This is a genomic window from Enterobacter sp. JJBC, from assembly GCF_036936505.1.
Classification (GTDB): domain Bacteria; phylum Pseudomonadota; class Gammaproteobacteria; order Enterobacterales; family Enterobacteriaceae; genus Enterobacter; species Enterobacter hormaechei_C.
The window spans coordinates 3,452,304-3,465,047 of the sequence record NZ_CP136935.1 but is presented as its reverse complement, the minus strand read 5'-3'; the positions used below and the strand labels follow the sequence as shown (position 1 = coordinate 3,465,047).

Below are 12,744 nucleotides of genomic sequence, written 5' to 3'. Positions count from 1 at the left end.
CTTAAAAGTGGTGAACCGCGGCGTGTGGCGGCACGGTGAATTCAACGGTTTTATGGTCGATGGGCTTATGCGTCGGGTCGGCAACGATGATGGTTACCTTGTGTTTCCCGGCGGGCAGCCCGACCAGGATCACCGGCTCGCCGCTGGTATCAGCCCAGTGCCAGGGCGCGTCATCCACCACAACGTGAATATGGCCGATACGCGGAGTGACTTTCAGCGCGTCGGGTCCAAATACAGGTTCAATGCGCAGGTTTTCGACGCGGTACTGAATAAAGACTGCACCTTTACTCAGCGGTCCCGCCAGCGGTGGGTCGACGATCAGTTTTGCTGGCGGCTGGGGTTTTTCCTGCGGCGCTACGGCGGCCGGGCCATTAACATCAGCAGCGCTCAGGCCATCTAACGGTGCGGCCAGTGCGCCAGCAAAGGACGTCAGCGCAAATACAGGAAGCAGGAAATATCGACGAATCATCTGTGTCTCTCCTCATCAGTTTATTATGGCGAGGGATACAGAAGACCATTTTTATGTATCGGGGATGTTTGCTTCTGCGGGCGTTTTGTACCGGTTTGTCAGCGTAGCGCTCGGGATACAGTGCGATACAGTTTGTTTGCCTGGGCTGCGCACGAGCGCCACTGCGAACCCCGCAATGACCAGCGTCAGTCCTGCGGAAACCCACATTCCGCCTGTTATACCCAGCGACTTATTCAGCCACGCATACGCAAACGGAGAGGCGGCTGCCATCAGTTGGCCTGGAATAAGCAGCAGCCCCGTGCGGCTGGCATAGCGCTCTGTACTAAACAGTTCCAGGGGTAGCGTCGCTTTGACGATAGTCACCAGCCCGTTAATGGCACCAAAGCCGAACACAAATCCGGCGGCACACCAGGCCAGCATGTCGCTGCTCAGTCCGATGAGAAAACAAAGCGGCATGGCGAGCGCAGTGAAAAGCGTCAGTTTTAGCGGAGTGAGGCGCGCCCCTGCCAGCACCTCCATAAGGCGTGCACCGGTCTGCCCCATTCCCCACAGCATGCCGACGGCGACCGGCAGGCCGAAGCTGGCGATAAATTCGGGAAGGTGGGTAGAGGTGCCGTTAGAGACGAAGGTGATGAGAGCAATGAAGGTTGCATAAAGCCAGCCGTTACGCCTGTCATGAGGGGAAACCTGCGTACATGCTTTGGGCTTGACCGTAAAGCGCTGGCGCGGGAAGCGCCGAAGAAGCAGGGCACTGAGCAGACCGAACAGGGCGTAGATCTTCAGCGCATCCTGCCAACCCATCACGTTCAGTAAGGCGTCTCCCAGCGGCCAAAAGACAGCGGACGCCAGCCCGCCCGCCAGGGTGACACGAGAGATTGTCCTGCGTGCCTGCGGTCCGTATAGGTTCACAAGAGCGGAGAAAAGCGCATCATACAGCGACAGGCGCATCCCGATGCCGGTCAGCAACCAGGCGCCATACCAGCCTGAAAGTGTGGGCGTAAAGGCCATTGACAGACAGCTTACGGCGATCAGCAAGGTCCCGCTCATTACCACCCTTTGTCCACCAAAACGCGCCAGCAGAGGAGCGACAAACGGCGAGACAATAGCCATAACCAGCATGGCCAGCGTCAGGCCGAGATAGATTTCGGGGGACGACCAGCTTCGGTCTGCTGTAATGGCATGAGCAAAGGTTCCCGGCATGTAAAAGGAGATCCCCCAGTTAATGAGTTGATTACATCCCGCAGTGAGCGCAAGACGGCGAGGGAGTGCAGGTGTTTCCATTATTTTTCATTCCGTTAGGCAGTTGTCCCGAGCATACAGGGCGCGGTATTGTGCTGGCAGAGCCGTATCCTTATTCACCCTATAAGAGAAACTTTGCATGACGACGCTCAATCTGGGACACCTCGCCACTTTTCGTCTGGTCGTTCAACGCGGCAGCTTTTCTGCGGCAGCAGATGTAATGGGTATTTCCCAGCCCGCCGTCAGCCTGCAAATACGCCAGCTGGAGCAGTTTCTTCAGACGCGGCTGATCGAACGTACGGGGCGTGGAATCAAAGCCACTGCTGCCGGTGAGGCGCTACGGGTGCACGGTGAACGTCTTGAACTGGCGGTTGAGGAGACAATTCGTTCGGTTAGCGCATTCAATCAGGAAGTGAGCGGCACCATCACGCTTGGCACGGGCGCGACGGCCTGTATTCATCTGCTTCCAGCGCTGTTGCAGCAGCTTCGTGAGGAGTATCCCCTGTTACGGATCGGAGTGACGACGGGAAATACGCCAGATATCGTCAGGGCGATTGAGGAGAATCGGCTGGATATGGGGCTGGTCACGCTACCGGCGAGCGGTCGTACGTTGGCGATTATGCACGCGATGGAGGAAGAGTTTGTCTGGATTGGCGCGCAGGTTCAGCCGGAAGAAGGGGAGCAGTTTACGCCAGACTCTTTATACGCTCAGCCGCTCATTGCGTTTGAGTCGGGCAGCGGTACGCGAACGTTGATTGACGGCTGGTTTGAAGCCCGCGGACTAGCCGTCTCACCGGTTATGCAGCTTGGCAGTATTGAGGCCATCAAACGCATGGTACGTGCAGGGCTGGGCTACAGTATTGTGCCGCGAATGGCGGTGGAGCATGCCGACGACCGGGAGGGATTACGCGTTCAATCGTTAACGCCCGTTCTGCGCCGGCAACTGGCGATAGTGATGCGTCAGGATAAGATCCTCAGCAAAGGGATGACGGTAATTATTCGGCTGTTACAGCGTGAACATGGACGTTAGCGCTCGGGCGAATCCACAACGAGGCCTGATTGCTGCGACTGAATTTTGTCCTGATGGTGATACCAGGCGCCAATGGAGGAATAAACAAAGCGGCCAAAGAAAAACAGGAAACTGATGAGCAGTATGATGCGGGTCATCCGGGTGTTAAATCGATGTCGTTTTCGCATACGCGTAGCCTGACTCACTTTCTTTTCCTGAGTATACCCTTTTGGGCGATACGGCTATTAAGGCACAGCCGCAAGTCTGGGTCAATTCGGCGAAATGTAAAATACCGTCAATGCTTACATTAATTTATGTTATTAAAAACAACGCTTTTATTTATCGCATTGATAATTAAAGGAAAAATATTCAAAAAAAACGTAAGAAAGGTTTATTCAGATAAATTAATTTGATTTAGGTCAACCGCATCCCGTCGTTGATATTTAAAATCCCTCCTCCACTGTGCTTGCCAGGAATTTTCCGGGCAACGTGTACGTCAGGTTGGATGCCTGTCTTCCTTTACCCTCTGGAGCGCAAGGGTTGTAAACGAGCATCTATGAATATTCACCACATCCTGAAGCAAAATAAAGACCGCTGGTGGGCACTTCCTCTTATTTTACCCGTCGTGTTACTCCCGGTACTAAGTGTGGCTAATACCTTAACGCAGCTGGGTGACGGTATCGTTGCGCTCTATTATCTCCCGCTCTCTTTTCTGCTGGCGCTGATGTTGTTCTTTGGCCTGGAAGCCCTCCCCGGGGTGGTGGTATCGCTATTTTTACGTTATTACCCCTCCGTTGGGTTATTTGAAACCGTGGCTGGCATTCTGCATTTTATCGTTCCTCTGGTGCTCAGCTGGGGCGGTTATCGCGTATTTGCGCCCCGGCGCAATATGACCGCTTACGGTGACATACGTCTGATGGGGCAGCGTATTTTCTGGCAGGTGTTTTGTCCGGCAACGCTTTTTCTGGTGCTGTTTCAGTTTGCGGTTTATCTCGGCATTTATGAGAGCCGCCAGAGCCTCGCGGGACTAAATCCCCTCAATATTCGGACACTTATTAACTATCAGGGGCTACTGGTGAGCGGGCTGACGGGCGTGCCGCTAAGCTACCTGCTGATCCGCCTGATACGGCATCCGCGCTATATCAAGGGACTGATGTCCCAGCTCCGCGCGCAAATAGACAAAAAGGTGACGGCCGTTGAGTTTGTGGTGTGGTTTTTAGCCCTGGGCGGGTTGCTGGTCATGCTGCTGCTGCCCATGAATGCAAACAGTTCCATTTTCAGTACCAACTACACCTTGTCCCTGCTGATGCCCGTGATGCTCTGGGGGGCGATGCGCTTTGGCTACAAGCTGATGTCACTCATCTGGACGCCGGTCCTGCTGGTGTCGATTCACTTTTTTTATCACTACATTCCGGTGCAAGAGGGGTATGGCATTCAGCTGGCGATCACCTCATCCAGCTATCTGGTCTTTTCCTTCGTTGTGACGTACATGTCGATGCTGGCGACACGCCAGCGCGCCATCAATATTCGCTCCCGCAGTCAGGCTTTTCTCGATCCGGTGGTGCATATGCCCAACCTGCGGGCGCTGTCGCGCGAGCTGGCCAGTCATCCGTGGTCAGCGCTCTGTTTACTGCGCGTGCCCGAGCTGGAGGTACTGGGACGCAATTACGGCGTGATGCTGCGGATCCAGTATAAACAGCAGCTGGCGCAATGGATAAACGGCACTCTACAGCCCAATGAGCGAGTCTATCACCTCACCGGGTATGACATGGCGGTGCGTCTGGATGCGGAGTCGCATCAACAGCGCATTGAGACGCTGGACGAGCATATCAAGCAGTTCGTTTTTGTCTGGGATGGTATGCCGGTACAGCCTCAGGTCGGCATAAGCTATTGCTATGTGCGCTCACCCGTCAATCACCTCTATCTGGTGCTGGGGGAGCTGGGCATCGTGGCCGATCTCTCCCTTTCTACCAACCACCCGGAAAATCTTCAGCAGCGCGGGGCTGTTCACTTGCAGCGTAGCCTGAAAGATAAGGTCGCGATGATGAGCCGTTTACAGGCCGCGCTGGAGCAGGACGCTTTTACCCTGCTGGTTCAACCCGTTCGCGGGCTGCGCGGCGATTGTTATCACGAGGTGCTGCTGCGAATGCGTGATGATAATGGGGCGCTGATCTTTCCCGAACAGTTCCTGCCCATAGCACAGGAGTTTGGTTTATCGTCGCGTGTCGATTTATGGGTACTGGAGCGTACGTTGAGTTTCCTGGCACAGCACCGCCAGCGGTTGCCGGGCCAGCGCTTTGCGATCAACCTCGCACCTTCTACCGTCTACCGGGCGCAGTTCCCGCTTGAAGTGAGCCGCCTGTTAGCCAAATACGCCGTTGAAGCATGGCAGTTGATCTTTGAAGTGACCGAAAGCAGCGCCTTTGGTCATGCGGAACTGGCGGCGTCTACCCTCAGGAAATTACAAAAAATGGGCATCCGGATCGCCATTGATGATTTTGGCACCGGCTACGCCAGCTATGCGCGGTTAAAAAGCGTGGACGCCGACATCCTCAAAATCGACGGCGGTTTTATTCGCAATATTGTCAGCAACAGCCTGGATTACCAGATTGTGGCTTCTATTTGCCATCTGGCCCGGATGAAGAAAATGCTGGTGGTGGCGGAATATGTGGAAACAGAAGAGATACGTAGCGCGGTGCACGCGCTAGGTATCGATTATGTGCAGGGTTATTTGATTGGGTTGCCGGCTGAGCTTGATACGTTGCTCGACACGGAGCCTTCTCAGGAGAGCGCCTGAGCCGTTACGCTGCCGCCTCAGAACTCTCTTCTTCAATCTTCAACAGCCAGCCGGTGACCGCTTCCCAGTACTGCTGCTCTTTTTCCAGATCCAGCAGTACCAGCGCGTTCTGGCTGAACCAGTCGTGCGGGAAGCTCAGCGTCCAGTGATAGTCATCCGTTTTTAGCTTCAGCGTCGGCGGCGTGGTGGTCGCCTGTCGCTGATTATTGAGCAATACGCCCAGGCGCAACAGCTGAATGAGCGGCAGGAACTGCTTTTTCTTAAACAACGTAAAGCGCGGCAGATCGTCGAGCTTGATGGCTTTGCGGTGATAGCGGACCAGCGTCGCCATCATGGTTTGCTGCTCCTGGTTGAAGCCAGGCAGATCGCTGTTTTGCAGAATATAGGCTGAATGGCGATGCATTCCGCTGTGGTTAATGTTCAGCCCCACCTCGTGCAGCATGGCGGCCCATTTTAACAGTGCGGCCAGCTGCGGATGCGCCAGCTTAGGATTTTGCTCCTCCCACTGCTCGTACATCTGCACCGTGGTTTCGAGAACACGCTTCGCCTGTTCACGGTCGATGTTGTACTGGTTGGCCAGGCTCTGCGCGGTACGGCTGCGAATATCCTGATGACGGAAACGTCCTTCCATCTCATACAGCACGCCTTCACGCAGGGCGCCGTCAGAGAGGCGCAGCTCTTTGATCGCCAGCGCGTCAAACACGCCGCAGAGGATCGCCAGCCCCGGTACGAACACGGCTTTACGTTCGTCGGACAGACCCGGCAAACTCAGGGCGTCGAAGCTCTTATGCTTAAGCACCTCTTCGGTGAGTTTCACCAGGCGCTCAGGCGTAATAAACCCGTCTTTTTCACCCATCGCCAGCAGCACTTCATGGGCCGCTTTAATCGACCCCGATGCGCCCAGCGCCACGTTCCAGCCCTGAATACGGTATTGCCAGGCCAGATTTTCCAGTTTTTGTACGGCGGCCATGCGCGCGCGCTGGAAGTTTTCGCGGGTGATGACGCCGCCCGGGAAATACATCTGCGCGAAGCTGACGCAGCCCATACGGCGGCTTTCCACCAGACGCGGCTCGAAGTCTTCGCCAATCACCAGTTCCGTGGAGCCACCGCCGATATCAATCACCAGCTTGCGGCCTTTTTCCGGCTGCGTATGCTCCACGCCCATAAAAATCAGGCGCGCTTCTTCGTTACCGGAGATGATCTCAATCGGGTAGGGGATAACCTTTTCCGCGCGCTTAAGAAATTCCGGCGCGTTCAGCGCCTGGCGTAGCGTATGCGTTCCAACGATGCAGACGCTGGACGGTGAAAAGCCTTGCAGACGTTCTGCGAACAGCGACAGGCAGTTCAGCCCGCGCTCCATAGCCTCTTCGCTCAGCATGTTACGCGCGTCGAGACCATCGGCCAGATGCACACGCTGCTTCAGACGACCGATGATCTGCATCGCGCCATCCACCTCGCGGGCGATGACCATATGGAAACTGTTTGAGCCAAGATCGACCGCAGCGAACTCCTGCGGGCGTGGGGTATTATCGTTTATTGGCATAGGTTAATCGGGTTGCTCAAGTGATTTAATGTAATCGTAAATCGCCAGCTGCGAGCGCACTTTACGGCGATTGCCGCGCGGTACATAGCGATTACTGAGTTCTTTGTCGATATAACGTGCTTTCACCGTATCGCTGAACAGGATCTCGATAATGTCCAGGATACGCTGCTTCAAGCGAGGATCCAGCAGCGGTGCCGCTACTTCAATACGGTAATCAATGTTACGCGTCATCCAGTCGGCGGACGAGAGGTATACGCGCTTATCACCGGCGTTATCGAAAATATAGACGCGATCGTGTTCAAGATAGCGATCCACAATGCTGATCACGCGGATGTTATCGCTAATGCCTTCCAGTTCCGGAATGAGCGAGCACATGCCGCGAATGAGCAGATTTACCGGAACGCCAGAGCTGGAGGCCGCGTACAGGCGGTCCACCAGCCCTTTGTCCACCAGATTGTTAAGCTTCAGCGTGATGCCGGACGACAAGCCGTTCTGCGCATTGGCAATCTCTTTGTCGATCATATCGTACAGCAGGCGCCGTGAGTTCTGCGGTGACACCAGCAGATAATCGAAGCTCACCGGGCGGTACGGGTTCTCAATGAAGTTGAACACCCGACGCACTTCGTTGGTGATGCGGGCATCGGCAGTCAGCAGCGAATAGTCGGTGTAGATTCTCGCGGTTTTCTCGTTAAAGTTCCCGGTACCGATATGGGCGTAGCGCACCACCTCGTCACCCTCTTTACGGGAGATCAGGAACAACTTGGCGTGAATTTTCAGCCCCGGCGCGGAGAAGATGACGTGCACGCCCGCTTCCGTCAGTCGGCGCGCCCAGTGGATGTTGGCCTCTTCGTCGAAGCGAGCCTGGAGCTCAACTACCACGGTCACTTTCTTGCCGTTGTGCGCCGCGTGGATCATCGCATCGATGATGCGGGAATCTTTCGCCACGCGATAAATATTGATTTTAATCGCCAGCACGTTCGGATCGAATGAGGCCTGACGCAGCAATTCCAGCACGTGCTCAAAGGTATGATACGGATAGTAGAGCAGTACATCCCGTTCGCGGATGGCGTCGAACCCGTTGCGGAACTTATCGAACCAGATATGGCGCAGGCGCGGCAGCGGTTTGTTCACCAGATTGGCTTTGCCGACGTTCGGGAAGCCAATGAAATCTTTAAAGTTGTGGTAACGCCCGCCGGGAATAATGGAGTCGTAGCGGGAGATGGTCAGCTTATCGCGCAGCATCTCCACCATTGCGTCCGGCATATCACGCTGATAGACAAACCGCACCGGCTCTGCCGTCAGGCGCTGCTTGAGGCTGGAAGACATCAGCTCCATCAGGCTGGCCTCCATCTCATGCACCAGATCGTACTCGGCGTCACGGGTCATCTTCATCGAGTAGGCGTTGAGCGCGTCGTAATCGAAGAAGCCTTTGAAGATATCGTCCAGGCAGTAGCGCAGGATGTTATCCAGCAGGATCATCGGCTTACGTCGGCGCGGGGTTTCCGGCGGCAGGTTTACAAAGCGTGGGACTTTATCAGACGGTATTTCCAGCAGCGCGTAGTTAATGGTCTCACCACGAATGATTTCTACCGCCAGATAGGTGTAGTCATCTTTCAGGAACTGCACCAGATCGGTTTCACGGTTGATCAGAATCGGGGTGATATGCTGGCGCAGATAATGTTTAAAATAGTGGCGCAGCCAGTTTTGCTGATTCGCGGAGAGCTGGCGTTCGTTGATCAGGAAGATTTGGTTGCGTGCCATTTCCAGCAGCAGCTCGTTATAGAGGCCATCAAATTCCTGATCGGCTTTCATGACGCGAGACTGGATTTTTCCAAGCAGATGTCGCGAGTGGGAGTTTAAGCCCTGTTCTTCGCTGATGATGATTCGGCGTTTCAGTTCGGCGAAGCGAACCTTGTAGAACTCATCTAGATTGTTGGAATAGATGCCTAAAAAACGCATACGTTCAATCAGCGGGTTGGTTTTATCGGCCGCTTCCTGAAGTACACGTTCGTTGAATGCTAACCAGCTTAGCTCTTTCTCGATGTATAACTTTTCCTGACCCATTACAGCTCACACTCCAGTTCAATCACAGGACGTGGTAAATCCGTCTCGTCCTTATTATGGCGAGCATTTCCACGATATGTCCAACAGTGCCAGAAAAGTATGACAGTTATTTTTTTATTGGGGAATTTAGAGGGTTGGGGGAGGGGATGTCGGGTGGCGCTGCGCTTACCACGACCTAAGGGACCGTAGGCCCGTGCAAGCGAAGCGCCGCCGGGCAATTCAAACAGACTACTCTTCGGCAGCATAACCCTGCGGGGGCAACTTCACTCCGTCCAGCCAGGCTGCGCCGTCGCGCATCTCAAGACGGCCGTCAACAAACCAGCTTACCACCAGCGGATAAATGGCGTGTTCCTGAGCCTGTACACGTTCGGTCACGTCGTCTTCGTTGTCACCGTCAAAGACCGGTACTTTTGCCTGCAAAATGACCGGACCGCCGTCCAGCTCGTCGGTAACGAAATGCACGGAGGTACCATGCTCCTCATCGCCGTTCTCCAGCACCTGACGATGGGTGTGCAGACCGGGGTATTTTGGTAGCAGGGAAGGGTGGATATTGAGCAGTCGTCCGGCGTAGTGTGCAACAAAAGCCGGGCTCAGGATGCGCATGTAGCCTGCCAGCACCACCACGTCAGGCGCGTAGGCGTCAATCTCCTGCACCAGCTCACGGTCAAAGGCTTCACGCCCGGCGAACTGGCTGGCTTCCAGCGCGTGCGCAGGAATGTTCGCTTCCCGCGCGCGCTCAAGGCCGAATGCATCGGCCTTGTTGCTGAATACTGCCCGAATGGTGCCATTGATTTTCTTCTGTTTGCAGGCGTCTATGATTGCCTGCAAATTGCTTCCGTTGCCGGAAATGAGCACCACGATGTTTTTCATTCAATGACCACACGCTGTTCGGAATCGGAAGCTTTAATCGTACCGATTTTCCACGCGTTTTCACCTTTTTCTGTCAGCAGCTTAATCGCTTTATCCGCTTCGCTGGCGGGCAGGGCGATAACCATGCCCACGCCGCAGTTAAAGGTGCGGTACATTTCATGCTCGCTCACGTTGCCTGCGGTTTGCAGCCAGTTGAAGACGGACGGCCACTGCCATGAGGAGGCGTCGATCACCGCCTGGGTATTATCCGGCAGCACGCGCGGAATGTTTTCCCAGAAGCCGCCGCCGGTAAGGTGAGCGATGGCGTGCACGTCAACGTTCTCAATCAGCTCCAGCACGTTTTTCACGTAGATGCGGGTCGGGGCCAGCAGGTGATCGGCCAGCGGTTTGCCGTCCAGCTCGGTGGTCAGCGGGTCGCAACCGCTCACTTCGAGGATCTTACGCACCAGAGAGTAGCCGTTGGAGTGCGGACCGCTGGAGGCCAGCGCAACCAGCACATCGCCGTCAGCCACTTTGCTGCCGTCGATAATTTCTGATTTTTCTACCACGCCGACGCAGAAGCCTGCGACGTCATAATCTTCACCGTGATACATGCCAGGCATTTCCGCGGTTTCACCGCCGACCAGCGCACAGCCGGATTGCAGGCAGCCTTCGGCGATACCGTTAATGACGCTGGCTGCGGTATCCACGTCCAGCTTGCCGGTCGCGTAGTAATCCAGGAAGAACAGCGGCTCAGCGCCCTGTACCACCAGGTCGTTGACGCACATCGCCACCAGATCGATACCAATCGTATCGTGACGCTTAAGATCCATCGCCAGGCGCAGTTTTGTACCGACACCATCCGTACCCGAGACCAGCACAGGTTCACGATATTTTTGCGGCAGCGCGCACAGTGCGCCGAATCCACCCAGGCCACCCATCACTTCCGGGCGGCGGGTTTTTTTCACCACACCTTTGATTCGGTCAACCAGCGCATTACCTGCGTCAATATCAACACCGGCATCTTTGTAGCTGAGAGAAGTTTTGTTGGTCACGGCTTAAATCCCCACGCGATTGCATAGCTAGTAAGAAAAATCGGCGCAATTCTAACAGTCCAGGCAAACGTTTGCGAGCCTATTCTCGGCGCGGGGATCTTTTTTTCTGTGCGGCCTGTCCAGGGCAACAAACTTGACTCTGTTCACGAAAATGAAACCGGTTTCGGCGATCTGCTTGCAACGGCAATCCCGTTTGCACATCATCAAACTGAAACCGGTTTCTGTAACTGTTTTTGCAGAAAATAACGCAGAATGAGGGATAGCGAATGTCAGGATTTAAATCAGGTTTTCTGTGGGGTGGGGCCGTTGCGGCGCACCAGCTTGAAGGCGGCTGGAAAGAGGGCGGCAAGGGCGTGAGCGTTGCTGATGTCATGACGGCAGGCGCCCATGGGGTACCGCGTGAAATCACCAACGGCGTGATGGAGGGGAAAAATTACCCAAACCACGAAGCCATCGACTTCTATCACCGCTATAAAGAAGACATCAAACTCTTTGCCGAAATGGGGTTCAAATGCTTTCGCACCTCCATCGCCTGGACGCGTATCTTCCCGAAAGGCGACGAGCTGGAGCCGAACGAAGCGGGACTCCAATTCTATGACGATTTGTTCGACGAGTGCCTGAAGCACGGCATCGAGCCGGTGATCACGCTTTCCCACTTCGAGATGCCTTTCCACCTGGTGACGGAATACGGCGGCTGGCGCAACCGTAAGCTGATCGACTTCTTTGTCCGCTTCGCGAAGGTCGTTTTTGAGCGCTACCAGCATAAAGTGAAGTACTGGATGACCTTTAACGAGATCAACAACCAGGCCAACTTCCACGAAGACTTTGCGCCGTTTACCAACTCCGGGCTGAAATATGCGCCGGGAGAAGATCGCGAGCCGGTGATGTTCCAGGCGGCGCACTATGAGCTGGTGGCCAGTGCTCTGGCGGTGAAGGCGGGGCGCGAGATCAACCCGTCACTGCAAATCGGCTGCATGATTGCCATGTGCCCCATCTATCCGCTGACCTGTGCCCCGGACGACATGATGATGGCGATGAACGCCATGCATCGCCGCTACTGGTTCACCGACGTTCACGTGCGCGGCAAGTATCCGCAGCATCTGCTCAACTACTTTGAACGTCGCGGCTTCGCGCTGGATATTACCGAAGAAGATAAAGTGGCGCTGACGCAGGGCTGCGTGGATTACATCGGGTTCAGCTACTACATGTCTTTCGCTACCAAAGCGACGGCGGATAATCCGACGCTGGATTACGACGAGAGCAAGAGCCTGGTTTCTAACCCGTACGTGCAAAAATCGGACTGGGGCTGGCAGATCGATCCTGTCGGGCTGCGCTACTCCCTGAACTGGTTCTGGGATCACTATCAGCTGCCGCTGTTTATTGTGGAAAACGGTTTTGGCGCGATCGACGTGCAGGAGAGCGACGGCACGGTGAACGACCAGTACCGCATCGACTACCTTTCCGCCCACATCCGCGAGATGAAAAAAGCGGTGGTGGAAGACGGCGTGGATCTGATGGGCTACACGCCGTGGGGCTGTATCGACCTGGTCTCTGCCGGCACCGGCGAGATGAAGAAACGCTACGGCTTTATCTTTGTCGATAAAGATAACGAAGGTAACGGTACGCTGAACCGCAGCAAGAAGAAATCGTTCGACTGGTATAAGCAGGTGATTGCCAGCAACGGAGAGCAGCTATAATTGCCCGGTGGCGCTGCGCTTA

The 12,744-nt window shown here is 55.1% G+C and carries 10 protein-coding genes; 3 read left to right on the top strand and 7 right to left on the bottom strand.

Annotated features, from left to right (window positions below):
• Window position 1: 1 nt before the first annotated feature.
• Complete coding sequence (locus RY075_RS16625; RefSeq protein WP_003860582.1) at window positions 2-469, bottom strand: DUF6130 family protein; 468 nt, start codon at window positions 467-469, stop codon at window positions 2-4.
• A gap of 51 nt (window positions 470-520) precedes the next feature.
• Complete coding sequence (locus tag RY075_RS16620; RefSeq protein ID WP_045330471.1) at window positions 521-1,750, bottom strand: MFS transporter; 1,230 nt, start codon at window positions 1,748-1,750, stop codon at window positions 521-523.
• A gap of 97 nt (window positions 1,751-1,847) precedes the next feature.
• Here RY075_RS16620 and RY075_RS16615 point away from each other — a divergent pair, with 97 nt between their 5' ends.
• Window positions 1,848-2,738 (top strand): LysR family transcriptional regulator, encoded by an 891-nt coding sequence (locus RY075_RS16615; RefSeq protein ID WP_032609815.1) that lies wholly within the window; start codon window positions 1,848-1,850, stop codon window positions 2,736-2,738.
• On the opposite strand, the gene RY075_RS16610 is transcribed toward RY075_RS16615, so the two are convergent.
• The gene (locus RY075_RS16610; protein WP_017383512.1) at window positions 2,735-2,905 is read right to left on the bottom strand and encodes a YfgG family protein; all 171 of its coding nucleotides are present in this window, start codon (window positions 2,903-2,905) and stop codon (window positions 2,735-2,737) included. The genes RY075_RS16615 and RY075_RS16610 overlap by 4 nt on opposite strands.
• A 368-nt stretch (window positions 2,906-3,273) precedes the next feature.
• Between RY075_RS16610 and RY075_RS16605 the strand changes: the two genes are divergently transcribed.
• Complete coding sequence (locus RY075_RS16605; protein WP_338627849.1) at window positions 3,274-5,514, top strand: EAL domain-containing protein; 2,241 nt, start codon at window positions 3,274-3,276, stop codon at window positions 5,512-5,514.
• Between the two features lie 4 nt (window positions 5,515-5,518).
• Here the strand turns inward: RY075_RS16605 and ppx are convergent, their stop codons facing one another.
• The 4 genes from ppx to purM form a co-directional block, all read right to left on the bottom strand.
• The gene (gene ppx / locus RY075_RS16600) at window positions 5,519-7,057 is read right to left on the bottom strand and encodes an exopolyphosphatase (RefSeq protein ID WP_003860570.1); all 1,539 of its coding nucleotides are present in this window, start codon (window positions 7,055-7,057) and stop codon (window positions 5,519-5,521) included.
• 3 nt (window positions 7,058-7,060) lie between these two features.
• Window positions 7,061-9,121, bottom strand: coding sequence for a polyphosphate kinase 1 (gene ppk1, locus RY075_RS16595; protein WP_003860568.1), 2,061 nt, complete (start codon window positions 9,119-9,121; stop codon window positions 7,061-7,063).
• Window positions 9,122-9,349: 228 nt separating this feature from the next.
• Window positions 9,350-9,991, bottom strand: a complete 642-nt coding sequence (purN, locus tag RY075_RS16590) for a phosphoribosylglycinamide formyltransferase (RefSeq protein WP_003860566.1) — start codon at window positions 9,989-9,991, stop codon at window positions 9,350-9,352.
• Window positions 9,988-11,025: a phosphoribosylformylglycinamidine cyclo-ligase gene (gene purM / locus RY075_RS16585; protein WP_003860563.1), complete on the bottom strand. Its 1,038-nt coding sequence runs from the start codon at window positions 11,023-11,025 to the stop codon at window positions 9,988-9,990. Before purM ends, purN begins: the two co-directional genes overlap by 4 nt.
• Before the next feature lie 266 nt (window positions 11,026-11,291).
• On the opposite strand from purM, the gene RY075_RS16580 reads away from it, so the two are divergent.
• Window positions 11,292-12,722: a 6-phospho-beta-glucosidase gene (locus RY075_RS16580; RefSeq protein WP_045337237.1), complete on the top strand. Its 1,431-nt coding sequence runs from the start codon at window positions 11,292-11,294 to the stop codon at window positions 12,720-12,722.
• The last annotated feature ends 22 nt before the right edge of the window (window positions 12,723-12,744 follow it).